Consider the following 24507-nt stretch of genomic DNA (forward strand, 5'->3'; position numbering starts at 1 on the left):
GCTGGAGCAGGCCCGCTTCGGCGACCGGCTGCAGGTGACGCTCAACGTGGCACCGGAGGTGCTGCCCGTCGTCGTACCGTTCCTGTGCGTCCAGCCGCTCGTCGAGAACGCCGTCCGGCACGGCCTGGAGAGCGCCGACCAGACCGGCCTGCTGACGATCAACGCCCACGACCGCGGGCACGAGGCGGTGATCGAGGTCGAGGACAACGGGGTCGGCGAGGACCCGGACAAGGTACGACGTGCGCTCGCCGGCGACACCGAGTCTCGACTCGGTCGGCCTCGGCAACGTGGACGCACGGCTGCGCGCGACCTTCGGCGACGACTACGGTCTCGTCGTGGAGACGGCGCCGGGTGCGGGCACGAAGGTGATCGTGCGGGTGCCGAAGTTCGCGCCGGGGGTGAGTGCATGACCGCGCTGCGGGTGCTGGTGGTCGACGACGAGCGGCCGGCGCTGGACGAGCCTGGTCTACCTGCTGGAGGCCGACGAGCGGGTCGGCGAGGTGATCGCCTGCCAGTCCGCGACCGACAGCCTCCGCCTGTTGCGCGAGCGCGAGGTCGACTGCGTCTTCCTCGACATCCAGATGCCCGGGCTGAGCGGGCTGGAGTCGGCCGAGGTGCTCAGCCGCTTCAAGCAGCCGCCGCCGGTGGTCTTCGTGACCGCGCACGAGCAGCACGCGGTCGAGGCCTTCGACCTGCACGCCGTGGACTACGTCCTCAAGCCGGTGCGCCCCGAGCGCCTGGCCGAGGCCGTACGACGCGTGCTGGCGACCAGCGCGCCCCCGGCTCCCGCGCCCGACACCCAGGTGGCCGTCGAGCGCGGCGGCGTCACGCGCTTCGTCGACCGCGGCGACATCACCCACGTGGAGGCGCAGGGCGACTACGCGCGACTGCACACCACGGGCGGCGAGACGTACCTGCTCCGGGTCCCACTGACGACGCTCGAGGAGGAGTGGGCGACGGCGGGCTTCCACCGGATCCACCGCTCCCTGCTGGTCGCGCTCGCCCACGTGACCGAGGTGCGCACCGAGGCCGGGCGCACGTCGGTGATCGCCGGCGGGACCGAGCCGCCCGTCAGCCGCCGGCACACCCGCGCCCTGCGCGACGTGCTGGTCCGCCGGGCGCGGGCCCCCAGTGAGAGGGCAGCAGTGAGGGGGCGGCGGTGACCGAGCGGGTCCGGGTCACCGGCCCGCCGCGGCACGACGCCGCGGGGCGCCCGCTCAGCCGGCTGGGCGACGTGCACGAGCAGACCGCGCTGGGCGACGTCTACCTGCGCTCGCTGCTGCGTGAGCGAGCTTGGGCTCGCCCTCGCCGTCCTGGTCGCCCTGGCAGCCACGCTCGGCGTGCTGCCGCTGGCCTTCCACCTGTGGCCGGGGCTGGCGGAGGTGGACGTGCTCGGCGTACCGCTGGCCTGGCTGCTGCTGGGCGTCGTCGTCTATCCCTGTCTCGTGCTGCTGGGCTGGCGCTACGTGCGCAGCGTCGAGCGCAACGAACGCGACTTCGCCGATCTCGTCGAGGGCAGGGCGGAGGGACAGGAGTGAGCACGGACGCGGTCCCCGGCCTGGTCGCCGTGCTGGCGGTCACCGTCGCGACGGTCGCGATCGGCACCTGGGGACTGCGCTTCTCCCGCACCACGAGCGACTTCTTCGTCGCCTCGCGCACCGTCCGGCCGCGGCTCAACGCCTCGGCGATCGGCGGGGAGTACCTCTCGGCGGCCTCCTTCCTCGGCGTCGCGGGCCTGCTCCTCGTCGGCGGCGCGGACATGCTCTGGTACCCCGTCGGCTGGACCGCGGGCTACCTCGTCCTGCTGGTGCTGGTCGCCGCTCCCCTGCGCCGCTCCGGCGCCTACACGCTGCCCGACTTCGCCGAGGCGCGGCTCGCCTCGCGCTGGGTCCGCTCGGCGTGCTCGCTGCTGGTCGTCGGCGTCGGCTGGCTCTACCTGGTGCCGCAGTTCAAGGGCGCCGGGATCACCCTGGAGTCGGCGATCGGCGCGCCGGTGTGGGCGGGCCCGGTCATCGTCGGGCTGGTCGTCCTCGTCAACGTGATGTCGGGCGGGATGCGCTCGATCACCTTCGTCCAGGCCTTCCAGTACTGGCTCAAGCCTGACCGCGATCCTCTTCCCCGCGATGGTCCTGGTCGTCGTGTGGTGGGGCGAGGGACGGCCCGCCGGGCAGGGCGTCGGCGGCGGGTGGTCCGACCCGGTCGCCGGCGGCGGGGGGATCGGGCTGTACTCGACGTACTCGCTGATCATCGCGCTCTTCCTCGGCACGATGGGCCTGCCGCACGTGGTCGTGCGCTTCTACACGAACCCGGACGGTCGCGGCGCACGCCGTACGACGCTCGCGGTGCTCGCCCTGCTCGGGCTCTTCTACGTCTGGCCGCCGGTGTACGCCGCCCTCGGCCGGGTCTACGGCGACCGGCTGGTCCGCGAGGGCCACTCCGACGTGCTCGTGCTGGAGTCTGCCCCGGCTGATGATCGGCGGGCTGGGCGGCGAGTCGCTGACCGGGCTGGTCACCGCCGGCGCCTTCGCGGCCTTCCTCTCCACGGCGTCCGGCCTGGTGGTCGCGGTGTCCGGCGTGCTCACCCAGGACGTGACGAGCCGGTGGGTAGGCGATCGCGACACCGGGTCGGTGGCGACGGCGTTCCGGCTCGCGGCGGTGGTCGCGGTCGTCGTACCGCTGCTGGTGGCGCTGGCCGTCGGCGAGGTCGGCGTCGCCCAGTCCGTGGGGCTGGCGTTCGCCGTCGCGGCCTCGACCTTCTGTCCCCTGCTGGTGCTGGGCATCTGGTGGCGCGGGCTGACCGACGCCGGCGCCCTCGCCGGCCTGGCCGCAGGCGGGTTGGGCGCCGGCGGCGCCGCGGTGCTCCACCTCGCGGGCGTGGACGTCGACGGCTGGGCCGGCGCCCTGCTCACCTCCCCCGCGGCGTGGAGCGTTCCACTCGGGTTCGGCGTGATGGTGCTGGTCTCGATGGCGACCGCCGGGCGCGCACCTGCGCACGCCCGGCGGTTCCTGGTCCGGCTGCACACCCCGGAGAGCCTCGGGGCGGGAAACCTCAGCGGCGGCCGTAGGTGAGCCCCCGCAGCACCTTCTCGGCCGGGCCGGGGTGCTCGCGACGCTGCAGCGCCGCCGCCCCCGCGACCGAGGCGATCCAGACGCCGATCGCGGCGAGCACTGCGACGACGGTGTGGCCGCCGAGGTCGAGGGCGAAGGGCGCGAAGAGCACCAGCCAGCAGACGGACTGGAAGAGGTAGCCGGACAGCGAGCGCTGGCCGAGCGCGGCCACGGCCCCGACCCGGCCGGTCCGGGAGAGGCGAGCGCCGAGGAGGGCGAGCGCGGCGATGTAGCCCGGTCCGGCGTACTCGCCGCTGACGTCGTGGAGCAGGGCGAGGATGTCGACGGTGCCCGCAGCAGGGTGCAGGACGCCGGCGGCGACGAGCGCGTAGGGCAGGCCGCCGAGGACCGCGATCCCCAGGCCGATGGCGGCGGTGCGGACGAGCAGGGTGCGGTGCTGGTCGACGTTCTCGAGGATCCGGCGCCGCGCCGCCCAGATGCCGAGCCAGACGATGAGCAGGGCGGGGAGCACGGAGAGGGTGTGGACCGGCCACTCGGCGAGCCGCTCGCCGATCGAGGCGCGGTAGGAGTCGGCGGCGAGCGAGGGGTTCGGCGAGTTGACGAGCCCGGCGCCGCCGGACCAGTCGTGGGTGAGGGCGAGGACCGGGAGGACCACGAGGTAGATCGACTGCAGGCCCCACACCCACAGCACGGCCCGGTGGAAGCGGTCGGAGCGGCGCAGGAGCAGGAAGGTCGCCGCGAGGCCGATCAGCCCGTAGGCACCGAGGAAGTCGCCGAAGTAGAGCAGGGTCGCGTGCACCAGACCGAAGGCGACCAGCCACGCGTTGCGGCGGACGAGGACCCGCCGGGCATCTGCCCCGGCGGCCTCCTGACGGCGGGCGATCTGCACCAGGCCGTAGCCGAACATGATCGCGAAGACGGGGTAGGCCCGGCTGTCGACGAGCAGCGAGAGCCCGAAGTTGAGCACCCGGGACAGGCCGTGCGGGTCGGGGTCGAGGCCGGGCTGGCCGGCGAAGGCACAGTTCCCGGCGTTGGCGAGGGCGATGAAGAGCAGCATCGCGCCGCGGATCAGGTCAGGAGCGAGCGCACGCTCGCTGCGTCGGGTGGGCCCGAGAGTCGTGGTGGTCATGGCTCCACGCTCGTCGCAGCGGGCGGCGCCCGCGAGGAGGTCAGGCCCCGACCCGGAGGTGGGGTTCTCCCCACCCCTCGGCGCCCGCGACGGCCCTGCGGCGCTCGCCGCCGGGCGCGCGGACCGCGACCAGCAGGACGGCCAGACCGAGCGCGGTGACGCCGGCGCCCGCCCACAGCGGCGAGGTGTAGCCGAGCCCGGCCGCGAGGGTGAGACCGCCGACCCATGCACCCAGGGCGTTGCCGACGTTGAACGCCGCGATGTTGGCGCCCGAGGCGAGGGTGGGCGCCCGGTCGGCGTACGCCATGACGCGCATCTGGAAGCCGGGCACGGCACCGAAGCCGACTGCGCCCATGAGGAAGAGCATCACGACGGTGAGCACCTGGTTGCCGGCGGTGAGCGCGAACACCGCGAGCACGGCGGTCAGCGCCGCGAGGGCCAGCCTGCAGGGTGCGGACCAGGTCGCGGTCGGCGGCCCGGCCACCGAGGAGGTTGCCGGCGAACAGGCCGACGCCGAAGACCACGAGGAGCGCGGGCACGGCGCCCGAGGCGAAGCCGCTCACCTCGGTGAGGGTGAAGGCGATGTAGGTGAACCCGCCGAACATGCCGCCGTAGCCCAGCACCGTGATCGCGATCGAGAACCACACCTGCGGGCTGCGGAAGGCCGCCAGGCTCGGTGCGCGCGCTGCTCGCCGCCTCGCCGCGGCCGGTGTGGGCGGGGACCAGGGCGGCGATGCCGACGAAGGCCAGCACGCCGATCACCGTGATCGCCCAGAACGTCGAGCGCCAGCCGGCGGCCTGGCCGAGCAGCGTCCCGAGCGGTACGCCGAGCACGTTCGCCAGGGTCAGCCCGCCGAACATGAACGCGATCGCGCTCGCCTTGCGCTCCGGAGCGACCAGGCTGGGCAGCGACGACCGCGCCGATGCCGAAGAACGCGCCGTGGCACAGGGCCGCGACCACGCGCCCGGTCATCATCACGCCGTACGACGGGGCGAGGGCCGAGATCAGGTTGCCGGCGATGAACAGCACCATCAGCCCGAGCAGCGCGGTCTTGCGCGGCACCCGGGTGAGGGCGAGGGTCAGCGCGACGGCGCCGACCGCGACGCTGAGGGCGTAGCCGGAGATGAGGTAGCCGGCGGTGGTCTCGGTGACGGCGAAGTCGTCGGCGACCTCGGGCAGCAGGCCCATGATGACGAACTCGGTCAGTCCGATCCCGAAGCCCCCGATGGCGAGGGCGAGCAGGGCGACAGGCATGGCTCTCCTGGATGCGTGAGTAGATAGTCAGCGTCTGCATTAGTTGCACACGCACACTATCGATAGTTGCACGCGCGGACTATCTGCGCAACCCGGGTACAGTGGGGCCATGGGTATCGCCGACGACGCCGTCGAGATCAGGGCACACGGCTGGCGCACGCTCGCCGCCGTGCACGGGCTGATCGAGGGTGCGCTGGAGAAGGCGCTGCAGCGCGAGCACGCGCTGTCGGTCGTCGAGTACACCGTGCTCGACGCGCTCAGCCGCCAGGACGGCTGGCACATGCGGATGCAGCAGGCTCGCCCGCGCCGCCGCGCTCTCCCCCTCCGCGACCACCCGCCTGGTGACCCGCCTGGAGAACCGCGGCCTGCTCACCCGGATCCTCTGCGCCGACGACCGGCGCGGGATCTACACCGAGCTCACGCCGGCCGGCCGGGCGCTGCTGAAGAAGGCGCGACCGCTGCACGACGAGGTGCTGCGCGACACGCTCGACGAGGCGGGTGAGATCCCCGAGACTCGCCGGGCTCGCGCGGTTCGTGGGGTCGGTCGCGGTCTAGCCCTTCGTGACGTTGCCGTCGGCGTCGCGCCGCACGGCGTCGCCGACGCTGACCGCGTCCCACAGCGCACGGTCCACACGCGCCTTGACGATCGTGCCGGCGGAGGTGCGCACCTTCAGCCGGCGGTAGAGGTTGGCGCCGTCGTAGAGACCGCGCGACTTCTTCAGGACGACGCCTTCCCAGGCTCTCGCTCATGCGTCGAGCCTAGGTCAGGCGGGCACCGGGGACGAGGCCAGCGCGCGGGCGCGGGCGCAGACCAGGTCCACGACGAGCGGGTGCGGGCCGAGCACGTCCGCGACGACCGAGGCACCGGCGGCGAGCGCGTCGTGGCGGGCGGTGCGGGCGAAGTGCCCCGTCGCCATCAGGTACGACGACACCGCGTCCCCCGTGCGCACCACTCGGGCGAGGCGCTCGCCCCGTCCCGAGAGGGTGGCGAGCCGGACCGGGCCGCCCCAGGCCCGGGCGAGCAGCGCGGCCGCGCCCTCCAGGTCGGCGGCCGCGAGCGGGTCGGTGGAGCCGGCGGCGACCATCACGACCGGCTGACCGGGGGTGGCACCGGCAGCGCGCAGGCGGTCCACCTGGGCGGCGGCCAGCAGCGGGCTGGGGCCGAGCCCGGAGCCGAGGCGGACGAGCCCGCGCGGTGCGGCGGCCACGGCGCGGGGCAGGTCCTGGCGCAGGTGGTAGCCGGTCGAGAGCAGCAGCGGGACGACGACCGTGGGCTCGGTGACGGCCGCGGCCGCGTCGGCGAGCAGCGGCGCGCACAGCTCGACGTACGACGTCGTGGCAGGCCAGCCGAGCCGGTCGCCGGCGAGCGCGGTGGTCTCGGCGGCGACCAGGTTGCCGGCCGTCGTACGGGTGCCGTGGGCCACGGTCAGCAGCCTCACGGGGCGACCGCCAGGCGGTAGCCGCGCTTGACGACGGTCTGCACGCAGCGGGTGCCGAGCGCCGCACGGAGCCGGGCGACGGCCATCTCGACGGCGTGCTCGGAGCCGGCGGTGCCCGAGGGCAGGGCGGTGAGCAGGTCGCGGCGCGAGACCACCGTGCCGGGGTTGACGAGGAGCGCCTGCAGGACGGCGTACGGCGCGGGCGAGAGCCTTCACCTCGGCGCCGTCGAGCAGCACGTCGTCGCCGTGCAGCAGCAGCGTGTGCCCGGCGACCTCGAGCGTGGTGCCGGCGGCGCGGGAGGGCAGGCTCGGTCTCCAGGCTGCTTGACCATCGCGGCCAGGCGCGAGCGCTCGGGATAGATCGACGGCACGCCCCACATCTCGAAGGCGGCCGCGGTCACCGGCCCGACGCAGGAGGCCACGACGTCGGCCTGGAAGGCGGTGACGACCTCGTCGCGGTGGCCGGTGGAGGTGGCGGCCTGCATCATGGCGGCGATGGCCGGCGCGGCGGTGAAGGTCACCGCGTGCACCGTGCGCTCCGCGATCTGCTCGATGAGGCCGAACATCGGCTCGGGGTCGGCGGCACCCTCGACGCGGTAGACCGCGACGGTCGTGACGTCCGCACCGAGCCGGCGCAGCGCGTGGGCGGCCATCGACAGCGACTGGCCGTGCTCCTGCACGACGATCCGCCGGCCCTCCAGGTCACGCCCGCGCAGGTGGCCGAGCACGTCCTCGAAGGCCTCCGACTCCGGCGCCCACAGGCTCGCGCAGCCCGGCCCGCCGCAGCGCACCGACGCTCTTGGGTCCGCGGGCGAGGATCTCCGCCCCGCCGAGGTGGGCCAGCAGGTCCTCGAGCAGGCCCCAGCGCTCGGCCGCGGCGAACCACGACTTGAGCCCGATCCCCGTGGTCGCCACGAAGATGTCGACCGGCTGGGCGAGCACGTCCTCCGTCGCCGCGCGCAGACCCGCCTCGTCGATGCGGTTCGGGTCGACCGACAGGGCCGGGGCATGGACCACCTCCGCACCGCGGCGCTCCAGCAGGTTCACCTGCTCCTCGGCCCGCCGGGCAGCGGTGACCCCGATCCTGAATCCGGACAGGGGAAGGCTCGCTCACGAGTCCAGTGTCTCGCGCCGGGCACCGACCACCACAACACCGTCGACCACGCGGACGTCGTACGTCGGCACGACCACCGACGGGTCGTCCAGGCAGGCGCCGGTGCGCAGGTCAAAGCGCTGCTTGAGCAACGGGCTCGCGACGAAGGGCACCGCGTCCTCCCCGAGCGTGCCCACGATGCCGCGCGAGAGGACCGAAGCGCCTCCGAAGGGATCGTGGTTGGAGAGCGCGAAGACCTGGTCGTCGTAGGTGCGGAAGACCGCGACGGCCCGGCCGCCCACCAGTGCGGGGACTCCCGACTCGCGCTGGACCTGGTCGAGGCGGCACACCGCGGTGCCGAGGGTCAGCGTCGTCGCACGCGGCTGCTCCGACGCCTGCTCCTGGAAGGCGATCGCGGGCTCCGGCGCACCGGGAGCGTTGACGAAGGAGACGAAGCGGGCCAGGCTTCTCCGGGTCCTCGATGGTGGCCTTCCACTCGTCGAAGTAGGAGTCCACGTGCGCCGCCATCGACGCCTCCAGGCTCCGCGCCCAGGCCGAGGCTGTCGTCCACGACGACCTCGCGGACCCGCTCCAGGCCGCCGATCTCCTCCATCCAGTACGACGTGCGTTGCAGCCGGTCGGCGGTGCGGACGTAGTACATGAGGAACCGGTCGAGGTAGCGGATCAGGCTCCTCGCGCGACAGGTCGCCGGCCAGCAGCCTGGGCGTGCGAGGGGATCGCACCGCCGTTGCCGCCGACGTAGAGGTTCCAGCCCTTCTCGGTCGCGATCACCCCGAAGTCCTTGCCGCGCGCCTCCGCGCACTCCCGGGCGCAGCCGGAGACGCCGCCCTTGAGCCTTGTGCGGCGAGCGCAGCCCGCGGTAGCGCAGACCGAGCTCGATCGCCATCGCGACGGAGTCCTGCACGCCGTACCGGCACCAGGTCGAGCCGACGCAGGACTTCACCGTGCGCAGGGACTTCCCGTAGGCGTGGCCGGACTCCATGCCCGCGTCCACGAGCCGCTGCCAGATCGCCGGGAGGTCCTCCATCCGGGCGCCGAAAAGGTCGATCCGCTGGCCACCGGTGATCTTGGTGTACAGCCCGTAGTCGCGGGCCACCTCGCCGATCACGATCAGGCTTGTCCGGGGTGATCTCGCCGCCCGGGATGCGCGGCACCACCGAGTAGGTGCCGTTCTTCTGCAGGTTCGCGAGGTAGGCGTCGTTGGTGTCCTGCAGCGTCGCGTTGCTGCCGTCGAGGACGTGGTGGTTGAGCAGGGTGGCCAGGATCGAGGCCACCGTGGGCTTGCAGATGTCGCAGCCCCGGCCGGTGCCGTGCCCGGCGACGATGTCGTCGAAGCGCTGGTAGCCATGCACCGCCACCACGTCGAAGAGCCTCCTGCCGGGTCATCCGGAAGTGCTCGCACAGGGACTTGTCGACGGCCTTGCCGGTCGCGGCGAAGTGGTCCTCGACGATCTTCTTCACCACGGTCTTGCACGAGCCGCAGGTGGCGCCCGCCTGGGTGCACCTGGTGACGCAGGCCGGGCTGTCGCAACCGCCGCCCTCGGAGACCGCGGCGACGATCTCGGCCTTGGTGACGTTGTTGCAGGAGCAGACCTGCGCCTCGTCGGGCAGGCCGATCTCCGCACCACCGCGCCCCGCGGGGAGGATCAGGCTCCTCGGGATTGTCCGGCAGCACCATGCCGCTGCCGACGAGCGGGCGCAGCACGCCGTACGCCGACGCGTCGCCGACCAGGATGCCGCCCAGCGAACTCGACGCCACCGGAGTCGTTCTCCTTGACCACGAGCTTCTTGTAGATCCCCGCGACGGCGTCGGCGAAGACCAGACTCCAGGCAGTCGGGGTCGGCCCCGAAGGCGTCGCCGAAGGACGCCACGTCCACCCCGAGCAGCCTTGAGCCTGGTCGACATGTCGGCGCCGGTGAAGGCGCCCGCGGCACCACCGAGCAGGGTGTCCACGACCACCTCGGCCATCGCGTAGCCGGGCGCCACGAGGCCGTACATCCGCCCGGCCGGCGCGGCGCACTCGCCGATCGCCCACACGTGCGGGTCCGAGGAGCGGCACTGCTCGTCGACCAGCACGCCGCCCCGCTCGGCGAGATCGAGGCCCGCCTCGCGGGCCAGCGCGTCGCGCGGCCGGATGCCCGCGGAGAAGATCACCAGGTCGAGCGGCAGCGCCTCCCGGTCCTCGAGCCTGATGGCCGAGACCCGCCCGTCGGCGTCGCCGTCGATCAGGCTCGGTCATCACACCGGTGTGCACGGTGAGGCCCAGGCTCCTCGATGTGCCGCTGCAGGGTCGCCCCGCCCACCTCGTCGACCTGCACGGCCATCAGCCGGGGCGCCATCTCCACCACGTGGGTCGGCACGCCGAGTCGGTGCAGTGCGTTCGCCGCCTCCAGGCCCAGCAGGCCACCGCCGACGACCGCGCCCGCCCGAGCGCCCTGCGCCGCCTGGCGGATCGCCTCCAGGTCCTCGATCGTGCGGTAGACGAAGACGTTCTCCAGGCTCCCTGCCGGGCACCGGCGGCACGAACGGCGCCGCACCGGTGGCGAGCACGAGACCGTCGTAGGCGACCTGCTCTCCGCCGGCGAGGGTCACGACGTGCTCGTCCGCGTCGAGCGCCACCACCTCGGTGTCCAGGCGCAGGGTGACCCGCGGGTCGTCGTACCGGCCCTCGGGGAGGAAGGACAGCGCCTCCGCGCCGACCTCGAAGTAGGACGTCAGCGCCACCCGGTCGTACGCCGCGCGCGGCTCCGCGCCGAGCACCACGAGGTCGTGGGTCTCGGTCAGGCCGCGCTCGATCGCGGCCTGCACGAAGCGGTGCCCGACCATCCCGTGGCCGACGACGACGAGTTCGCTTGCGGAGGTGCGGGGCCATGTCAGGGACCTTTCGTGGCGAGGGCCGGGCGGCTGGCGAGCAGCCTGCCGGACCGTGGGGGCGCAGCCACCGCAGCCGGTGGTCGCGCGGGTGCTGTCGCGGACCTGCTCGTACGACGAGCAGGCACGGATCCGGCCGGCGGTGACGCCCGCGCAGGCGCACACCTCGGCGTCGTCGGGCAGGGCCTGGGCGACACTGGCGGCGCTGCCCCCGGTCGCCGCGCGCTCGGGCAGGAGCAGGTTCCCCGGCTCCCGCGGTCCGAGGACGGTCCGCCGGTCGAAGTGCTGGGTGATCAGGCCGACCCGGGACAGGTCGCCGACCAGGGTGGCGGCGACGATCCGTCCGTCACGGACCACGAGCCGGCGGTGGGAGCCCGCGAGCGGGTTGGCCACCTCGACCACCTCGCCACCGGCGGCGACCTCCGCCGCGGCGTCGCCGAGCACGGCGACGTCGAGATCGGTCGCACGCAGCCGGGCCACGATCCGGGCTCCGTCGTAGGTGACCGGCTCCTCGCACAGGATCCCGGCGAGGACGCCGGCCTGCTCCCAGGCGGGCGGCACGAAGCCGGTGGTGCGACCCTGCCCGTCGGCGGACACCGTCTCGGCGCAGTCGCCGATCGCGTGGATGCTCGGGTCGCTCACGCTGGCCAGCCGCTCGTCCACGACGATCCCGCGGCGCACCTCCAGCCCGGCGCCGCGCGCGAGCGCGGTGGAGGGCCGTCCGCCGGCCGTGAGCACGAGCAGGTCGGTGTCGAGGGTGAAGCCGTTGTCCGGGCGCAGCGCGGGCCCGTCGACCAGCCGGATCGCGCGGGCGCCGGTGTAGACCGCGACGCCGAGGCGCTTCAGGTCCCGGGCCAGGATCCGGCCCGCGGCGGTGTCGATCTGGCGGTGCAGCAGGTGCTCGGCGCCCTCGACGATCTCGGTCTGCAGGCCGCGGGTGCCCAGCGCGCGGGCCACCCGGAGCCCGAGCAGGCCGCCGCCGACGACGACCGCGCGGCGGTTCCCGGGCCGGTCGAGAGCCCCCATCAGCCGCTCGCAGTCGGCCAGGCTGCGGAAGGCGTGCACGGCGTCGTGCAGGGAGCCGTCCATCCGGACGAGGCCGCGGATCGGCGGCAGGGTGGGGATGCTGCCGGTGGCGAGCACCAGGACGTCGTACTCCACCAGGGTGCCGTCGACCAGCATCACGTCGCGGTGCTCGCGGTCGAGCCCCAGCACCCGTGCGCCCAGGCGCAGGTCGACGCCGTGCTCGGCGTACCAGCCCGGGGTGCGCAGGGTCAGCGCCTCGGGCCGGTGGGTGCCCTCCAGGACGGCGGACAGCAGGATCCGGTTGTACGGCGCGACCGGCTCGTCGCCGAGCACCGTCACCTGCATCCGCTCGGTCGCCCCGCGGGCCACGGGCTCCTCGACCAGCCGGGTCGCCGCCATGCCGGAGCCGACGACGACGAGCCGCGGTCGCGGCGCTCCGGGGCTCTCGGTCATGGCTCCATGCTCGGCGGGCGAGATTTCGCGGCCGGGTGCGCAGCATGCACCGCGAGGTCAACTCCTCCTCACGTCCTCACCGTCCTCACGGATGCACGGCAGATCCACCGGCCCCCCAGGTGTGAACGTGCCGGAGAGAGGGAAGGGGGTCTCCATGACCACGCGCGACCGCCGCACGGTCGCAATGGGGGCGGCCTTCCTCCTGCTCGCCCTCGGCGGGGGCTTCGTGCTCCGGACCGTGCTCGGCGACGACGCCTTGGCACCCGAGCAGAAAGCCGCCGTCGCCTGGGCCCGGGCCCAGGTCGACCACGACAGCGACGCCGTCGCCGACCATTCCTGCGCCGGCAACAAGCAGTCGTTGGGCACCCTGCTGAGCAGCGTGCGCGACGGCGAGCAGATCGCGTCCTACGGCAGCCAGCCGACCGACGACGACCACTACGCCGTCACCATCGGCACCTCCCCGTCCCGGGTCGTCACGGTCACCGTCGTCGAGCACGGCGACGAGTTCCAGGTCTGCGGCTGAGCGCCCCCAGCCCTTCACCTGCGGTCCACCCGCTGTCTTCCCGCCGCCCCACCGGCGGCTCCTGGGCGTCCCTAGCCTGCGCCTCGAGCGTGGTCGGCCCGCGATCGCGCACGGGACAACGAAGGAGTGCACGTGCACCCCCGGATGAAGACTGCGGCCCTCGCCGCACTGGCGCTCGTCGGCGCCGCGAGCAGCACCCTGGTGGCCACCCCGTCCGCCTCGGCCAACGCCGAGGACGGCATCAAGAACGTGATCTACCTGCTCGGTGACGGCATGGGCCGCACCCAGGTGAGCGCGGCCCGGCAGCGCTACTACGGCGCCGACGGCGAGACTCAACATGGAGAAGCCTGGGCACGACCGGTCAGGTCGCGACGTACGCCGTGCAGAAGAACTCGGGCCAGCCCGGTGCGGCCGACTTCTCGCCGAACTACGTCACCGACTCCTCCTCCGCGGCCACCGCGTGGTCCTCGGGCGTGAAGACCTACAACAACGCCAACGGCATCGACGCCAAGGCGAACATCACCCCGACCCTGATGGAGCTCGCGCACCAGGCCGGTCTGTCGACCGGCAACGTCTCGACCGCCGAGATCACCGACGCGACGCCCGCCGGCCAGATGAGCCACACCCTGCAGCGCGCCTGCCAGGGCCCGAACTACGTCGAGGCCTCCTGCCAGGCTGCCCGAGGTCACCGGTGGCAACCCGCTCCCGACCGACGACCTGCGGGTCACCCCGATCGCCGACCAGATCGCGACGAACCAGACCGCCGACGTCATCCTGGGCGGCGGCCTGAGCCGCTTCGACCAGGCCAACGAGGACAAGGCTGAAGTCCAACGGCTACACCGTCGTCGGCTCGCCCACCACCCAGACGGTCGCCACCAAGACCGACCTGGCAGGCGTCGACGCCGGTGCCGGCAAGGTCTTCGCCCTGTTCTCGAAGGGCAACATGACCATCGAGAAGTTCAAGCGCGAGAACCCCGCCGACCCGGCCGCGCAGGAGCCGACCGTCGCCGACATGACGACCAAGGCGATCGAGTCTGCTCAAGAACAAGTCGGCGAAGTCCGGCAAGGGCTTCTACCTGCAGGTCGAGGGCGCGCTCATCGACAAGCGCTCGCACGCCAACGACGCCGCGCAGACGCTGGAGGAGACCAAGGCGTTCGACGACGCCGTCAAGGTCGCCTACGACTTCGCCAAGGCGGACGGCCACACGCTGGTCATCGTCACCGCCGACCACGAGTGCGCCGGCTTCAACATCATCGAGAAGGGCACGTTCACCAACGCCGAGGCCGCCGCGCCGCCGGTCAACACCGACGGCAAGAACACCTCGACGCCGACCCGCAGGCTCCTCCGGTGCCAAGGACGCGACCCGCTCGCACGACTTCATCAACGACGGCGGCGCCGGTCAGGCGGACGTGAAGAACTTCGCCCCGGCCACCTTCGGCACCGCCGACCAGGGTGCGAACTACACCTCCCTGGACGGCACGGCGAACGGCGCGCTCTGGCTGACCTACCTCTCCGGCAACCACACCGGCGCGGACGTCCCGATCTTCTCCTTCGGCGCGGGCTCGAAGGCTCCTCGAGGGCGAGATCGACAACACCGACCTGTTCGGCATCGTCGGCTCCGCGCTGGGCGTCACCCCGCGCATCCCGCTCCCGGCCGAGCCGACCGTGACGGTCACCGCCACGCCGGCGCCGGGCAAGGTCGCGACCGCGCTGGGCCTCACCGGCCCCACGCTGGTCAAGCCCAACCGCACCGTCACCTACCGCCTCGTCGCGAGCCGCGTGCCGAGCGGCAGCAAGGTCGTCGTCAAGGACAAGGGCCGCGTCGTCAAGACGGTCGTCGTCCGCAACGGCCGCGCCACCGTGACGTTGCGTCTCGCGCGGGGCACGCACCGCCTCGTGGCGTCGTACGCCGGGTCGTCGAAGACGCTCCCGTCGAGCACGCCCACCCTGACGGTCATCGCCCGCCGCTGACCGCACGCTCCACCCGAACCACCCCGGGGGACCCGCGCCGCGGCGCGGGTCCCCCACCCCCTTCCAGGAGACACCGTGAAGCCCCTCGTCGCCGCCGGCACCGCCGGTGCCGCCTCCCTCGCCCTCGTCGCCGGCCTCTGGCTCGCCGCGGGCCGCTCCGACGACAGCCCCGCCGCGGAGCAGACGCCCACCGGCCCGGTGGTGCAGACCTCCCTCGGCCTGCCGACCCCGACCGGCGATCCCGAGTCTCGCCGGCATCCAGGACCTCACGCCCGCCCCGCGCACGGTCGGCCGGCTCACCGGTCCCTTCGACGACCGGTTCACCGCCCAGGGCGTGCGCTTCGACGGCACCGCGTTGCGCGGCCGGCTGACGATCACCAGCGACGTGAGCGAGATCCTCGCCCTGCAGGTGCTGGGCGGCTTCTACGACGCGAAGGGCGCCTACCTCGGTGAGGCCCGCTGGAACTTCGTGCCCCCCGAGGAGGGCCACCACGAGGAGGGTCACCCCGAGGAGTCGGTGTCCTTCGTCGTCAAGGTGCCCGCCGCCCTGCGTGCCAAGGCGGCCTCCGCGTCGTACGGCGTGACGAACCTCGTCAACGAGTGACCTCGGCCGCGCAGACCTTGAACTCCGGCATCCGGCTGGACGGGTCGAGCGCGTCGTTGGTGAGCCGGTTGGCGCCGACCCAGTGGAAGGGCACGAAGACGGTGTCCGGCCTGATCGTGGTGACGACCCGGGCCGGCGCCTTCATCTCGCCGCGCCGCGTGCGCACCACCACCGGCTCGCCGTCGTGGGCACCGATCCGGTCGGCCAGCATCGGGTGCAGGCTCGACGAAGGCACCCTCGTCGTTGAGCGCCCTGATCCGGCGGGTCTGCGCACCGGACTGGTACTGCGCGAGCACGCGGCCCGTCGTCAGGTGGAGCGGGTACGACGCGTCGGGCTGCTCGGCCGCACCGCCGAACTCCTGCGCGAGGAAGCGCGCGCGGCCGTCGGCGGTCGCGAACGCGTCGGCGAACATCCGCGGCGTGCCTGGGTGCTCCGGCGTGGGGCACGGCCAGAACACCCCCTTCTCACGGGTGATCCGCGCGTAGGTGATGCCCGCGTAGTCCGCCTTGCCACCGGCGGACGCGCGGCCCAGGCTCGGCGAAGATCTCCTCCGGCTCGGTCGAGAACGCGACCGGCGCGTCGAGCCGCGCGGCCAGGCCGGCGATCACGTCCAGGTCGCTGCGCACGCCGGCCGGCGGGGAGATCGCGCGCTCGCGCAGGATGACCCGGCCCTCGAGGTTGGTCATCGTGCCGCTCTCCTCGGCCCACTGGGTGACCGGCAGCACGACGTCGGCCAGTGCGGCGGTCTCGGACATCACGATGTCGCAGACCACCAGCAGGTCCAGGGCCTCCAGCCGCCGGGTCACGTGGGTGGCGTTGGGCGCGGAGACCACGATGTTGGAGCCGTGCACCAGCAGCGCCCTCGGGCCGTCCTCCTGGCCGAGCGCGTCCAGCAGGCTCGTACGCCGAGCGGCCCTTGCCGGGCAGGTCGTCCGGGTCGATCCCCCACACACCGGCCACGTGGGCGCGGGCGGCGGGGTCGTCGATCATCCGGTAGCCCGGCAGCCTGGTCGGCCTTCTGGCCGTGCTCACGACCGCCCTGGCCGTTGCCCTGGCCGGTCAGGCAGCCGTAGCCGGCGTACGGCTTGCCGGGCATGCCGAGGGCCGGGGCGACGTTGATCCAGCCCAGCACCGTGGCGGTGCCCTGCGCGTGCTGCTCCGCCCCGCGGGCGGTCAGCACGGTCACCCGGCGCGCGTCGGCGAGCAGGTCGGCCAGCGCGCGCAGGCTCCTCGGTGGCCACGCCGGACACCCGCTCCACCCGCTCGGGCCACCAGGCGGCCACCGAGCGGCGGACCTCCTCGAAGCCGGTGGTTCGCGTCGCGACGTACTCCTCGTCGACGGCGCCGCGGGCGTCCAGCAGGTGGAGAGCCTCCCAGTGCCAGGGCCAGGTCCGTGCCCGGGACGGGCTGGACGAACAGGTCGGCACGCTCGGCCGTCGGCGTGCGCCGTGGGTCGATCACGACGACCTTTCCGCCCCGCTCCCGCAGGCGGTCGAGGTGGCGCGCGGCGGGTGGCATGGTCTCGGCCAGGTTCGAGCCGACCAGCACGAGCACGTCCGTCGACTCGACGTCGACGAGCGGGAACGGCAGCCCGCGGTCGATCCCGAAGGCCTGGTTGGCGGCGCTCGCCGCCGGGTCTCATGCACCAGCGGCCGTTGTAGTCGATCTGGCTGGTGCCGAGCGCGACCCGCGCGAACTTCCCCAGCCTGGTAGGCCTTCTCGTTCGTCAGCCCGCCGCCACCGAAGACCGCCACCGCGTCCTTGCCGTGCGCGGCCTGGAGGCCGCGGATCCGCGACGCGACGAGGTCGAGGGCTTCGTCCCAATCCGCCGCTCGCAGGCTCGCCGGTCGCCCGGTCGCGCACCAGCGGCCGGGTCAGCCGCTCCCGGCTGCCCCGCAGTGCGCCGGACGTCCAGCCCTTGCGGCACAGCGCGCCCTCGTTGACCGGGAACTCCTCCCAGGCACCGATCTCGATGCCCGAGCGCCCCTGGCGCGCGACCGTCATCCCGCACTGCAGGGAGCAGTAGGGGCAGTGGGTGCGCGCCGGGGCGGTCGGTGCCATCAGATGCCGATCCCCGCGTAGCCCTTGCCCGCCTGCGCCGGCCGGCGCAGGAAGACAGCCCAGGTGACGGCGGCGCACAGGACGTAGAACGCGGTGAAGACGATGAACGCGGTCTTCGTCGCCGCGAGCGGGTCGGTGACCCACGGCGAGCCGAACGTGATCGGGATGAGGAAGCCGCCGATCGCGCCCACGGCGCCGATGATGCCCACCGCGGCCGAGGACCGCTTGGTGCCGTCGAGGAGGGCGAGTCTCGCGCTCCGGCGTACCGTCGCCGGTCGAGCGGACCGCGTCGGTGCGGAAGATCGCCGGGATCATCTTGTACGTCGAGCCGTTGCCGATGCCGGTGCAGGCGAAGACGAAGAGGAAGATCCCCAGGAACAGCGGGAAGACGCCGGCGTTGGAGTCGACCGCGGCGCGCACGGCGTCGGGGAACTGGAAGGCGCCGGGGTTCGCGGCGATCTCCGCGAGCCTCGCCTTGTCCGGCGCCGGCGGGAGCGGCTCCAGCATGCTCAGCGTGGCGAGGATGCCGAGCGTGCCCAGCACCATCCCGCTGAACGCCAGCAGGGTGATCCGGCCGCCGCCGAAGCGATCGGCGAGGTAGCCGCCGAGCGGTCGCGCGACCGAGCCGACCAGGGCGCCGAGGAAGGCGTAGAACGCGAAGTTGATGCCGATGCCCTGGACGGCCGGGACCGGCTGGCGCCAGAAGTTGAGCCTTGATCAGCAGCGGCATCGCCGCGGAGTAGCCGATGAAGGAGCCGAAGGTGCCGATGTAGAGCAGCGACATCACCCACGTGTGCCGGTGCTTGAGGACGCTGGTTTGCTGCTTGGTGTCCGTCTTGGCGGTGGACAGGTTGTCCATGAAGAGGAAGGCGGCCAGCACCGCGGCGACGGCCAGTCCGGCGTACACCCAGGCGGCGCGCTCGAGGTGGATGCCACCCTCGCTCGCCTTCACCATCCCGAAGATGCCGGCCCCGCCGACGATCACCGGGAGGAAGAACTGGATGATCGCCACACCCAGGTTGCCGCCCGCAGCGTTGAGGCCGAGTGCCGCGCCCTTGAGCCGCGCCGGGTAGAAGAAGTTGATGTTAGCCATCGAGTCGGCGAAGTTGCCGCCGCCGAAGCCGGCGGTCGCCGCGATCACGCAGAAGGCCCAGTACGGCGTGTCGGCCCGCGTCACGAAGTAGGCGAAGGACAGCGTCGGCACCAGCAGCAGCCCGGCGCTGACCATGGTCCAGTTCCGGCCGCCGAAGGTGCCGACCGCGAGGGTGTAGGGCACCCGGATCAGCGCCCCGACCAGGTTGGGGATGGCGACGAGGAAGAACAGTTTGCTGCGGCGAGAAGCCTGAAGCCCTGGGCCACCAGGAAGGCGGACGAGACGCTCCAGATCAGCCAGACCGAGAAGCCGAGGTGCTCGGCGAAGATGGACCACAGGAGGTTGCGCTGGGCGACCGGGGCGCCGACGGAGTCCCAGAACTGCGGGTCCTCGGGTCGCCAGTCGTCGATCCACCGGCCACGCCGGCGGCTGATCGTCGGTGCAGGGCTCGCGGCGACGTCGTCGCTCGGACTGGTGAGGGTCATGCGGACGATCCTGGGGCGCTTCGGTTTCGGTCCATCTGCTCGCCGGATTTCGTTGGGTCAACTCCGTCTCACGGGCTCACGCGCCTCACGGACTCACCTCCGGGCTTTGTGTCGGACCCCTGGCGCACCATCGTCCTGCTTCTCCATCTCGGGGGAGGCATGCACACTGGAGGAGCACGACGTGTCGATCCGTCAGGAAGCCGCCATGGACCAGCCGACCCTCGAACGGCTCGAGCGGACGCCGATGTCGCGCGCCGACTTCGACGCCCTGCCCGAGGGCCTCCGCGGCGAGTACGTCGACGGGGTGGCGATCGTGAGCCCGCCCGCCCGCGGGGGCCACAACGCCGTCGGGCTCGAGCTCGCGGTCACGCTGCGCGCCGCGCTGCCCGGAGCGTTCATCACCTACGAGCGCGGCGTCACCCTCCCCACCGGGACGCTCCGCATCCCCGACCTCGCCGTCCAGCGGGTCCGCGACGACGAGCACTGGTCGCCCGAGGTCCCGGTCCTGGTCGTCGAGATCCTGTCGGCGTCCACGCGCGAGGAGGACCTGTTCCGCAAGGCGAGCGACTACCGGCGCGCTGGCATCGCGCAGTACTGGGTGGTCGACCGCGTCGCCCGGACGCTGACCGCCCTCGTCAACGCCGGCGAGCACTGGGACATCGCACTGGCCCTGACCGAGAAGAGGCCGACGGGCTCGATCGCGGTCGCCGATCTCGGGGAGGTGGAGCCTGGACCTCTCAGCCCTGCTGGACTGACGCGGCGCTCGCGATCGCCAGCGCCTGCTCGCGGCTGAGGAAGAAGAACTGCGCGGGCTTCTCCGCGATGCTGGTGCGCAGGCTGGACGAGTGGGCCGCGCTCGGCGCCGAGGCGCTCGAGCAGGGCGACGGAGGCGGCGTTGCGCAGGTCCGGCTCGAGGACCAGGCGTCGGCAGCCGGGCAGGTGCGCGACGAAGTCGAAGCCCGCCGCGAGCACCTCGGGCGTGCGTCCGGCACGGCGCTCGTCGGCGGCGAGCAGGAGGTGGACACCGACGTCGCCGGGCGCGCGGTCGTACCACTCCCCGATCTCGTCGACCGCCGGGTCGTAGGTCTGGAGCAGGCCGATCGGCTCACCGTCGAGCACCGGGAGGTACGCCGCGAGGTGCTCCTGCTCGTCGATGTAGGCGTAGATCGCGCGCACGTCCTCCTCGCTCAGCCTCCCCCATCCCCCAGAAGGCGGCCCGCTCCTCGGTGACCCAGCCGGTGATCAGCGCGGCGTCGGCAGTGGGGTCGACCGGGCGCAGCGTGGTGCTCCGCGGGACGTGGTTCATCGGTCCTCCAGGGGGATGGTGCGGCCCGCGGCCCAGACGGCCTGCTGGTCGTGGTGGTGCGGTGAGTCCGGGTCGCCGGCGGCGCCGAGAGGCACCACCCAGCGGCTGGCGCCGGCGAGGTCCCAGACGAAGCGGGCGACGGGACCGTGGACGCAGACACCGGTGCCGGCGACCGCGCGGGTGGCGAGCACGCAGTCGTCGTCGCCGGACAGCGGGAGCAGGGGCGGCGCATGCCCGTCGGGAGCGGGCTGCCCGAACTGCTGGTGGGGGGTGAGCGGGTACGCCAGGTGGGTGGCCCCCACGCGGGCGGCTCGGGTGCGGCGGCCACCTCCTCCAGGGCGGCGGCAATGGCGGCGAGCGGGTCGACGGCGAACGGCTTCTCCGCGGCGAGCAGGGCCGGGAGCGCGAGGCGGATCCGGCCGCGGAGGTCGAACCAGGGGGCGTACAGGCTCGCCGTACGGCGACACGTCGGCGCCGGCCAGCACGGGCGAGGCGACGAACGCCTCGACCACCGCGGCCCGGACGGCGGCGAACAGCGCAGCATCGACACTGTCGGCCGTCATCCGGCGGTCCCAGGCGAGGAGCCGGTCGCGCAGGGCGGCGGCCGGGATGCTCAGGTCGACGAGCCGCCCGGCGAGGTCGAGCAAGGCGGCGCCGGCGGTCTGCAGGTCGTCGGCGAGCACCGCCGCGATCCGCTCCGGGGTGACGACACCGTCGGCGAGGAGGGCCGCGATCCGGGCGGCCCGGTACGGCGGCGCGAAGTCGTCCCCGATCCGGGCGAACTCCTCGGTGGCGCGGTCGTTGGCGCTGACCAGGACCCCGCCGGTCGCCGCGCCGGTGCCCCGCGGCAGGTCGGCGACCCAGCCTGTCCAGGCCCCGGTGACGGCATCCCGGGTCGGGACCCGCCCGACCACGCGGTGCTCCACGGCATCGGCGGTGTCGGCGACCAGCAGGTTGTCGACCGGGCCGACCCAGTGCGCGAAGGCGCCGACCACGTCGGCGGTCGTGCGGGCGCGGAGCAGCGGCAGCAGCGCGTCGAAGCCGAGGTCGCCGAGCACGAAGGCGGGCGTGCGCAGGCTGAAGGTCTCCGCGGTGCCGGGGCCGCCGACGACGACCGGGCCGCGCTCGGTGACGAGCACCTCGACCTGCTCGGCGTCGTAGGTGTCGGGCCCGGTGCGCACGCGCATCGTCTCGACCCGCCGGGCGACCGGCTCCCAGCCGGAGGCGCCGCGGGCGACGACGGCGCCCTCGTGGCGGACCAGGTCCTCGACGTACACGTCCTCGTCGTCGGCGACGGCGTTGGTGACACCCCAGGCGACGGAGCCGGCGTGGCCGAAGTGCTGGATGCCGGGGACGCCGACGAAGGTCAGCCCGGCGACGTCGAAGGCATCCGCGGGATCGGTGCAGACCAGGCGCACCTGCTGGTAGCAGCCGGCCGCCTCGATCACCCGGTGCGGGTCGCCGGCGACGAGCGGGAGACCGCTGGCGGTGCGCGCGCCGCAGACCGCGACGGCGTTGCTGCCGCCGGGCAGCCCCTCGGTGCGCAGCAGGGCCAGCGCGCCGACGGCGTCCGCGCCGAGCACCCGGGCGAGGTGGTCCTGCCAGAGCCTTGCTCGGGAAGCGCGAGAACAACAGGTGCTGCACGGCGAAGACGCCGAGCGGCGTCCAGCGCTCCCAGGGTCGCCCGACGACCTCGTTGACGCCCTCGACGTAGGCGTCGACGAAGGCGCGGCTCTGCGGGGCGAGCGCGGCGTACGCGCGGCGGGCGATGCCGGGCAGCAGTGAACGGCGGACGAGCAGGTCCCACTCACGGCCGGACTCGCCGAAGACCTCGGCGCAGGTGCCCTCGGCCCGGCGCCGCTCGACCTCGAGCCTGCCACCCGCGGTCCCGGGCCGTCACCCGGCCCTGCTCGCGGGCCACCTCGAGGACCGAGCCTGCGCTGACCTGCGGGATGCCCCACGCATCCCTGGTGATCACCGGACCGTCACCGTGGCTCCCGGGCAACCGGGTTCGCCAGCGTGCCGGCGAAGATCAGCGACTCGGCCTGGTCGGCGATGTCGACCATCTGCAGCGTGTTGCGCAGGCTGGAGGCGGTTGAGGCAGGAGTGCCGGAAGCGCTCCTTGAGCAGGTCGTAGCGCGCCGCGGCCTCCGCGAGCTCGGGGTGCGCGGCGGCGTGCGCCTCGATCACCTCCCGCGCGATCGCCCAGAACTCCGTCTCCGCCAGCATCCCGTCGTCATCGAGGATCGCGGCGACGTAGCGCAGCACCCCGTCGAAGACGTCGGTGTGGATGGCCAGCGGCTTCGTGTCGTCCGGTACGGCGGCGCGGATCCGCTCCACCTCCGGCGGCAGCGCCAGGTCGCCCATCACGGCGACCTCCTCACCGATGTCCTTCATGTACGCGCCCACCGGGACGTGGTCGCGCAGCCGCAGCAGCAGGTTCTCCCCGTGCGGCATGAACGCCAGGTCGTAGGCGTGGAGGCAGTGCACGAGCGGGCGCAGGTAGGCGTCGAGGTAGGCCCGGACCCAGGTCGCCGCGTCCACCGGCGAGGCCTTGATCCACGCGGTCACGAGCGCGTCGCCGTCGGCGTCGCGGTGCAGCAGCGCGGCCATCGTGCTCAGCTTGCTCGCCCTCCGCGGTCCGCGGGACGGGGCTCTCGCGCCACAGCGCGGCGATCATCTTTCGGTACGGCGAGGTGCCGGCCAGGCGGTGGAACGCATCGCCGGTGTAGCCGATCGCCGCCACCTCGCGCAGCACCTCGAACCCGCAGCCGGCGAGCTCGTCGTCGGCGTGCACGACCGAGGCGACCCAGTCGTTGATGGCCGGCGTGGCCTCCATGTACTTCGGCGAGAGACCCCGCACGAAGCCCATGTTCTGGATCGCCAGCGCCGTCTTCACGTAGTGCCGCTCGGGACGGCTGGCGTTGAAGAAGGTGCGGATGGACTGCTGCGGGTGGTGCTCGTCCTCGCCCACGCCGAGGTGCACGAGGTCGCGGCGGGCGACATCGGGGGCGAAGGTGATCGCCGACTTTGTTGCGCCACTGCCAGGGGTGCACCGGCAGGAAGAGGTAGTCCGCGGCCGCCAGGCCCAGCTCGCCGAGCCGCGCCTCGAAGCGGGCACGGACCGACGGGGGGCAGGCTCGCCGTCGTACAGGTCCTGCTCGGTCTGGTCCGCCCCCAGCGACAGGTGTGACAGCGAGCGCCGGGCGGCGACCCACTCCAGGTGCACGGGGGTGCCGGTCTCCGGCGCGAAGGCGACGTAGTCGTCGTAGCCGAACCCGATCCGGCCGTTGTTGGCGACGAACGCGGGATGTCCCTCGGTCATCGCCGACTCCAGGCTCCTGGTACGACGCGTCGACCAGACTCGTGCACCGGGACCGCGCGGTGGCGCAGACTTCCAGGCGTGGGAGGCGAGCGTGGAGGCGATCTCCTCCAGGTACGTCGGCAGCAGCGTGTCCGGGATCCCCAGCACCGGCGCCAGACTCGGCGATCAGCCTCCTGGGCGTCCGGCGCAGCCGGCACGCCGTCGCGGGTCCGCTCGATGGACGCCGCGTCGACCACCCAGTGCTCGAGGGCGTGCACCCGGGCCGCGAAGGTGTACGACGACAGGTCGGTGTCGACGCGCCAGCGCTCCTCGCCGGGCACGGGCACCGGCGCGATGAGCCGCTCGTGGCTGAACTCCCCCAGCGCCTTGGCCACCAGGTGCCGCTGGGCACGCGTCATCGGCCCGGGCACGAGGTGGTCCTCGTCAGCGGCTGCCGGTGCGGGCGCCGCCCGGTCGACGACCACGAGGTCCGGGGCGTGCCAGTCCTCGCGGGAGCAGACCGAGAGCATCGCGGTCTTGCCGGGCAGTGGGATCTCGCGCAGGCTCGGTGAAGCCGGCGGCGAGGTTCTTGGCGCGGATCGGGGCGTTGCGGACGTCGGGCTCGACGACCACCCGGCGCACGGCCGGGTCGGCGAAGCAGAAGGCCATCACCGCGTCGAAGACCGCCGTGGTGAGCCCGGGGACCGGCTGCCCCTCGGGCGGCGCGACCAGCACGTGCATGCCGCTGTCGCCCGGTCGCAGGCTCCGGCAGGTCGCTCATCCCCGGCGCGTGGGCGGGGT

Annotated in this window: 35 protein-coding genes and 8 pseudogenes; 14 read left to right on the plus strand and 29 right to left on the minus strand. The window is 73.4% G+C overall.

Annotated elements, in window-relative coordinates; translation table 11 throughout:
• Window positions 1–58 precede the first annotated feature (58 nt).
• The 4 genes and pseudogenes from G5V59_RS37260 to G5V59_RS20185 all read left to right on the plus strand — a co-directional run.
• A pseudogene (locus tag G5V59_RS37260) lies at window positions 59–208 on the plus strand (sensor histidine kinase); the annotation flags it as partial.
• 292 nt (window positions 209–500) lie between these two features.
• A complete protein-coding gene (locus G5V59_RS20175; protein ID WP_278257636.1) occupies window positions 501–1163 on the plus strand; it encodes a LytTR family DNA-binding domain-containing protein in 663 nt (220 codons plus the stop codon).
• Window positions 1160–2470: a hypothetical protein gene (locus G5V59_RS20180; RefSeq protein ID WP_278257637.1), complete on the plus strand. Its 1311-nt coding sequence runs from the start codon at window positions 1160–1162 to the stop codon at window positions 2468–2470. The genes G5V59_RS20175 and G5V59_RS20180 overlap by 4 nt, the downstream gene beginning before the upstream one ends.
• On the plus strand, window positions 2470–3069 hold the full coding sequence (locus G5V59_RS20185; RefSeq protein WP_278257638.1) for a hypothetical protein: 600 nt from the start codon (window positions 2470–2472) through the stop codon (window positions 3067–3069). The genes G5V59_RS20180 and G5V59_RS20185 overlap by 1 nt, the downstream gene beginning before the upstream one ends.
• Here G5V59_RS20185 and G5V59_RS20190 read toward each other — a convergent pair.
• Genes G5V59_RS20190 through G5V59_RS20200 form a run of 3 tightly spaced genes read right to left on the minus strand, consistent with a single transcriptional unit; the run spans window position 3050 to window position 5453 of the window.
• Window positions 3050–4198, minus strand: a complete 1149-nt coding sequence (locus tag G5V59_RS20190) for a DUF418 domain-containing protein (protein ID WP_278257639.1) — start codon at window positions 4196–4198, stop codon at window positions 3050–3052. The genes G5V59_RS20185 and G5V59_RS20190 overlap by 20 nt on opposite strands.
• Window positions 4195–4845, minus strand: a complete 651-nt coding sequence (locus tag G5V59_RS20195; RefSeq protein WP_278257640.1) for a hypothetical protein — start codon at window positions 4843–4845, stop codon at window positions 4195–4197. Before G5V59_RS20195 ends, G5V59_RS20190 begins: the two co-directional genes overlap by 4 nt.
• The gene (locus G5V59_RS20200) at window positions 4758–5453 is read right to left on the minus strand and encodes an MFS transporter (RefSeq protein ID WP_278257641.1); all 696 of its coding nucleotides are present in this window, start codon (window positions 5451–5453) and stop codon (window positions 4758–4760) included. Before G5V59_RS20200 ends, G5V59_RS20195 begins: the two co-directional genes overlap by 88 nt.
• Before the next feature lie 188 nt (window positions 5454–5641).
• Here G5V59_RS20200 and G5V59_RS20205 point away from each other — a divergent pair.
• Window positions 5642–5797: pseudogene (locus G5V59_RS20205) on the plus strand (hypothetical protein); the annotation flags it as partial.
• 420 nt (window positions 5798–6217) lie between these two features.
• On the opposite strand, the gene G5V59_RS20210 reads toward G5V59_RS20205, so the two are convergent.
• The 10 genes and pseudogenes from G5V59_RS20210 to G5V59_RS20260 all read right to left on the minus strand — a co-directional run.
• Window positions 6218–6892, minus strand: a complete 675-nt coding sequence (locus tag G5V59_RS20210; RefSeq protein WP_341350994.1) for a CbiX/SirB N-terminal domain-containing protein — start codon at window positions 6890–6892, stop codon at window positions 6218–6220.
• Entirely contained in the window at window positions 6889–7047 is a 159-nt protein-coding gene (locus G5V59_RS20215) for a winged helix-turn-helix domain-containing protein (protein ID WP_278257643.1), read from the minus strand. The genes G5V59_RS20210 and G5V59_RS20215 overlap by 4 nt, the downstream gene beginning before the upstream one ends.
• A gap of 57 nt (window positions 7048–7104) precedes the next feature.
• Window positions 7105–7620: a uroporphyrinogen-III synthase gene (locus G5V59_RS20220; protein WP_278257644.1), complete on the minus strand. Its 516-nt coding sequence runs from the start codon at window positions 7618–7620 to the stop codon at window positions 7105–7107.
• Window positions 7595–7939, minus strand: coding sequence for a uroporphyrinogen-III synthase (locus G5V59_RS20225; RefSeq protein ID WP_278257645.1), 345 nt, complete (start codon window positions 7937–7939; stop codon window positions 7595–7597). Before G5V59_RS20225 ends, G5V59_RS20220 begins: the two co-directional genes overlap by 26 nt.
• 63 nt (window positions 7940–8002) lie before the next feature.
• Window positions 8003–8335 (minus strand): nitrite reductase small subunit NirD, encoded by a 333-nt coding sequence (nirD, locus tag G5V59_RS20230; protein WP_341350995.1) that lies wholly within the window; start codon window positions 8333–8335, stop codon window positions 8003–8005.
• 334 nt (window positions 8336–8669) lie between these two features.
• Window positions 8670–8780 (minus strand): annotated as a pseudogene (locus G5V59_RS20235) (hypothetical protein); the annotation flags it as partial.
• A 336-nt stretch (window positions 8781–9116) separates the two neighbouring features.
• The gene (locus G5V59_RS20245) at window positions 9117–9878 is read right to left on the minus strand and encodes a (2Fe-2S)-binding protein (protein WP_278257646.1); all 762 of its coding nucleotides are present in this window, start codon (window positions 9876–9878) and stop codon (window positions 9117–9119) included.
• A gap of 193 nt (window positions 9879–10071) precedes the next feature.
• Window positions 10072–10236 (minus strand): annotated as a pseudogene (locus G5V59_RS37265) (FAD-dependent oxidoreductase); the annotation flags it as partial.
• The gene (locus G5V59_RS20255) at window positions 10233–10544 is read right to left on the minus strand and encodes an FAD-dependent oxidoreductase (RefSeq protein ID WP_278259961.1); all 312 of its coding nucleotides are present in this window, start codon (window positions 10542–10544) and stop codon (window positions 10233–10235) included. The pseudogene G5V59_RS37265 and the gene G5V59_RS20255, both read right to left, overlap by 4 nt.
• Window positions 10545–10563: 19 nt before the next feature.
• A pseudogene (locus G5V59_RS20260) lies at window positions 10564–12357 on the minus strand (FAD-dependent oxidoreductase); the annotation flags it as partial.
• Window positions 12358–12511: 154 nt separating this feature from the next.
• Here G5V59_RS20260 and G5V59_RS20265 point away from each other — a divergent pair.
• From G5V59_RS20265 to G5V59_RS20295, 7 genes are all read left to right on the plus strand, one after another.
• Window positions 12512–12880, plus strand: coding sequence for a hypothetical protein (locus G5V59_RS20265; RefSeq protein WP_278257647.1), 369 nt, complete (start codon window positions 12512–12514; stop codon window positions 12878–12880).
• Between the two features lie 144 nt (window positions 12881–13024).
• Window positions 13025–13357 (plus strand): hypothetical protein, encoded by a 333-nt coding sequence (locus G5V59_RS20270; protein ID WP_278257648.1) that lies wholly within the window; start codon window positions 13025–13027, stop codon window positions 13355–13357.
• Window positions 13261–13704, plus strand: a complete 444-nt coding sequence (locus tag G5V59_RS20275) for an alkaline phosphatase (protein ID WP_278257649.1) — start codon at window positions 13261–13263, stop codon at window positions 13702–13704. Before G5V59_RS20270 ends, G5V59_RS20275 begins: the two co-directional genes overlap by 97 nt.
• Window positions 13705–13823: 119 nt before the next feature.
• Window positions 13824–14294 (plus strand): hypothetical protein, encoded by a 471-nt coding sequence (locus G5V59_RS20280; protein WP_278257650.1) that lies wholly within the window; start codon window positions 13824–13826, stop codon window positions 14292–14294.
• 252 nt (window positions 14295–14546) lie between these two features.
• On the plus strand, window positions 14547–14852 hold the full coding sequence (locus tag G5V59_RS20285) for an Ig-like domain repeat protein (RefSeq protein ID WP_278257651.1): 306 nt from the start codon (window positions 14547–14549) through the stop codon (window positions 14850–14852).
• A gap of 75 nt (window positions 14853–14927) precedes the next feature.
• Window positions 14928–15305, plus strand: a complete 378-nt coding sequence (locus tag G5V59_RS20290) for a hypothetical protein (protein ID WP_278257652.1) — start codon at window positions 14928–14930, stop codon at window positions 15303–15305.
• Complete coding sequence (locus G5V59_RS20295; RefSeq protein WP_278257653.1) at window positions 15238–15456, plus strand: hypothetical protein; 219 nt, start codon at window positions 15238–15240, stop codon at window positions 15454–15456. Before G5V59_RS20290 ends, G5V59_RS20295 begins: the two co-directional genes overlap by 68 nt.
• Here G5V59_RS20295 and G5V59_RS20300 read toward each other — a convergent pair.
• The 8 genes and pseudogenes from G5V59_RS20300 to G5V59_RS20325 all read right to left on the minus strand — a co-directional run bounded on the left by G5V59_RS20300 (window position 15446) and on the right by G5V59_RS20325 (window position 19096).
• Window positions 15446–15667: a molybdopterin dinucleotide binding domain-containing protein gene (locus G5V59_RS20300; protein ID WP_278257654.1), complete on the minus strand. Its 222-nt coding sequence runs from the start codon at window positions 15665–15667 to the stop codon at window positions 15446–15448. The genes G5V59_RS20295 and G5V59_RS20300 overlap by 11 nt on opposite strands.
• A 254-nt stretch (window positions 15668–15921) precedes the next feature.
• Window positions 15922–16308, minus strand: a complete 387-nt coding sequence (locus G5V59_RS20305) for a molybdopterin-dependent oxidoreductase (RefSeq protein WP_278257655.1) — start codon at window positions 16306–16308, stop codon at window positions 15922–15924.
• Complete coding sequence (locus G5V59_RS20310) at window positions 16260–16643, minus strand: hypothetical protein (RefSeq protein WP_278257656.1); 384 nt, start codon at window positions 16641–16643, stop codon at window positions 16260–16262. Before G5V59_RS20310 ends, G5V59_RS20305 begins: the two co-directional genes overlap by 49 nt.
• Window positions 16640–17059: a molybdopterin-dependent oxidoreductase gene (locus G5V59_RS20315; RefSeq protein WP_341351270.1), complete on the minus strand. Its 420-nt coding sequence runs from the start codon at window positions 17057–17059 to the stop codon at window positions 16640–16642. The genes G5V59_RS20310 and G5V59_RS20315 overlap by 4 nt, the downstream gene beginning before the upstream one ends.
• 164 nt (window positions 17060–17223) lie before the next feature.
• Window positions 17224–17295: pseudogene (locus G5V59_RS37270) on the minus strand (hypothetical protein); the annotation flags it as partial.
• Window positions 17296–17428: 133 nt separating this feature from the next.
• A pseudogene (locus G5V59_RS37275) lies at window positions 17429–18064 on the minus strand (hypothetical protein); the annotation flags it as partial.
• Window positions 18028–18309, minus strand: a complete 282-nt coding sequence (locus G5V59_RS20320) for a hypothetical protein (protein WP_278257657.1) — start codon at window positions 18307–18309, stop codon at window positions 18028–18030. The gene G5V59_RS20320 and the pseudogene G5V59_RS37275, both read right to left, overlap by 37 nt.
• A 490-nt stretch (window positions 18310–18799) precedes the next feature.
• Window positions 18800–19096: a hypothetical protein gene (locus G5V59_RS20325; RefSeq protein WP_278257658.1), complete on the minus strand. Its 297-nt coding sequence runs from the start codon at window positions 19094–19096 to the stop codon at window positions 18800–18802.
• 181 nt (window positions 19097–19277) lie between these two features.
• Here G5V59_RS20325 and G5V59_RS20330 point away from each other — a divergent pair, with 181 nt between their 5' ends.
• Complete coding sequence (locus G5V59_RS20330) at window positions 19278–19889, plus strand: Uma2 family endonuclease (protein ID WP_278257659.1); 612 nt, start codon at window positions 19278–19280, stop codon at window positions 19887–19889.
• Here G5V59_RS20330 and G5V59_RS20335 read toward each other — a convergent pair.
• The 3 genes and pseudogenes from G5V59_RS20335 to G5V59_RS20345 form a co-directional block, all read right to left on the minus strand.
• Window positions 19834–20121 (minus strand): hypothetical protein, encoded by a 288-nt coding sequence (locus G5V59_RS20335; protein WP_278257660.1) that lies wholly within the window; start codon window positions 20119–20121, stop codon window positions 19834–19836. The two genes, G5V59_RS20330 and G5V59_RS20335, sit on opposite strands and share 56 nt — an antisense overlap.
• Window positions 20122–20201: 80 nt before the next feature.
• Complete coding sequence (locus G5V59_RS20340; protein WP_278257661.1) at window positions 20202–20402, minus strand: acetyltransferase; 201 nt, start codon at window positions 20400–20402, stop codon at window positions 20202–20204.
• Window positions 20399–22000 (minus strand): annotated as a pseudogene (locus G5V59_RS20345) (penicillin acylase family protein); the annotation flags it as partial. The gene G5V59_RS20340 and the pseudogene G5V59_RS20345, both read right to left, overlap by 4 nt.
• Before the next feature lie 37 nt (window positions 22001–22037).
• Between G5V59_RS20345 and G5V59_RS20350 the strand changes: the two are divergent.
• Complete coding sequence (locus G5V59_RS20350) at window positions 22038–22187, plus strand: hypothetical protein (RefSeq protein WP_278260323.1); 150 nt, start codon at window positions 22038–22040, stop codon at window positions 22185–22187.
• Between the two features lie 22 nt (window positions 22188–22209).
• Here G5V59_RS20350 and G5V59_RS20355 read toward each other — a convergent pair whose 3' ends face one another.
• The 5 genes from G5V59_RS20355 to G5V59_RS20375 are packed head-to-tail and all read right to left on the minus strand — an operon-like array spanning window position 22210 to window position 24447.
• Window positions 22210–22380 carry a penicillin acylase family protein gene (locus tag G5V59_RS20355; RefSeq protein ID WP_278257662.1) on the minus strand — a complete coding sequence of 57 codons (171 nt, stop codon included), beginning with the start codon at window positions 22378–22380 and terminating at the stop codon, window positions 22210–22212.
• Window positions 22377–22892, minus strand: coding sequence for an IucA/IucC family C-terminal-domain containing protein (locus G5V59_RS20360; RefSeq protein WP_278257663.1), 516 nt, complete (start codon window positions 22890–22892; stop codon window positions 22377–22379). Before G5V59_RS20360 ends, G5V59_RS20355 begins: the two co-directional genes overlap by 4 nt.
• Complete coding sequence (locus G5V59_RS20365; protein ID WP_278259962.1) at window positions 22783–23727, minus strand: IucA/IucC family protein; 945 nt, start codon at window positions 23725–23727, stop codon at window positions 22783–22785. The genes G5V59_RS20360 and G5V59_RS20365 overlap by 110 nt, the downstream gene beginning before the upstream one ends.
• Window positions 23724–24236 (minus strand): hypothetical protein, encoded by a 513-nt coding sequence (locus G5V59_RS20370; RefSeq protein WP_278257664.1) that lies wholly within the window; start codon window positions 24234–24236, stop codon window positions 23724–23726. The genes G5V59_RS20365 and G5V59_RS20370 overlap by 4 nt, the downstream gene beginning before the upstream one ends.
• Window positions 24151–24447 carry a GNAT family N-acetyltransferase gene (locus tag G5V59_RS20375; protein ID WP_278257665.1) on the minus strand — a complete coding sequence of 99 codons (297 nt, stop codon included), beginning with the start codon at window positions 24445–24447 and terminating at the stop codon, window positions 24151–24153. The genes G5V59_RS20370 and G5V59_RS20375 overlap by 86 nt, the downstream gene beginning before the upstream one ends.
• Window positions 24448–24507 lie beyond the last annotated feature (60 nt).

Source organism: Nocardioides convexus (assembly GCF_011090295.1).

Coding starts and splice junctions, on each gene's coding strand:
- G5V59_RS20190 (WP_278257639.1), bottom strand. CDS start 4,198: ATGACCACCACGACTCTCGGGCCCACCCGACGCAGCGAGCGTGCGCTC.
- G5V59_RS20265 (WP_278257647.1), top strand. CDS start 12,512: ATGACCACGCGCGACCGCCGCACGGTCGCAATGGGGGCGGCCTTCCTC.
- G5V59_RS20325 (WP_278257658.1), bottom strand. CDS start 19,096: ATGACCCTCACCAGTCCGAGCGACGACGTCGCCGCGAGCCCTGCACCG.
- G5V59_RS20365 (WP_278259962.1), bottom strand. CDS start 23,727: ATGACCGAGGGACATCCCGCGTTCGTCGCCAACAACGGCCGGATCGGG.
- G5V59_RS20200 (WP_278257641.1), bottom strand. CDS start 5,453: ATGCCTGTCGCCCTGCTCGCCCTCGCCATCGGGGGCTTCGGGATCGGA.
- G5V59_RS20280 (WP_278257650.1), top strand. CDS start 13,824: ATGACCATCGAGAAGTTCAAGCGCGAGAACCCCGCCGACCCGGCCGCG.
- G5V59_RS20370 (WP_278257664.1), bottom strand. CDS start 24,236: ATGCTCTCGGTCTGCTCCCGCGAGGACTGGCACGCCCCGGACCTCGTG.
- G5V59_RS20375 (WP_278257665.1), bottom strand. CDS start 24,447: ATGCACGTGCTGGTCGCGCCGCCCGAGGGGCAGCCGGTCCCCGGGCTC.
- G5V59_RS20340 (WP_278257661.1), bottom strand. CDS start 20,402: ATGAACCACGTCCCGCGGAGCACCACGCTGCGCCCGGTCGACCCCACT.
- G5V59_RS20185 (WP_278257638.1), top strand. CDS start 2,470: ATGATCGGCGGGCTGGGCGGCGAGTCGCTGACCGGGCTGGTCACCGCC.
- G5V59_RS20270 (WP_278257648.1), top strand. CDS start 13,025: ATGAAGACTGCGGCCCTCGCCGCACTGGCGCTCGTCGGCGCCGCGAGC.
- G5V59_RS20300 (WP_278257654.1), bottom strand. CDS start 15,667: ATGCTGGCCGACCGGATCGGTGCCCACGACGGCGAGCCGGTGGTGGTG.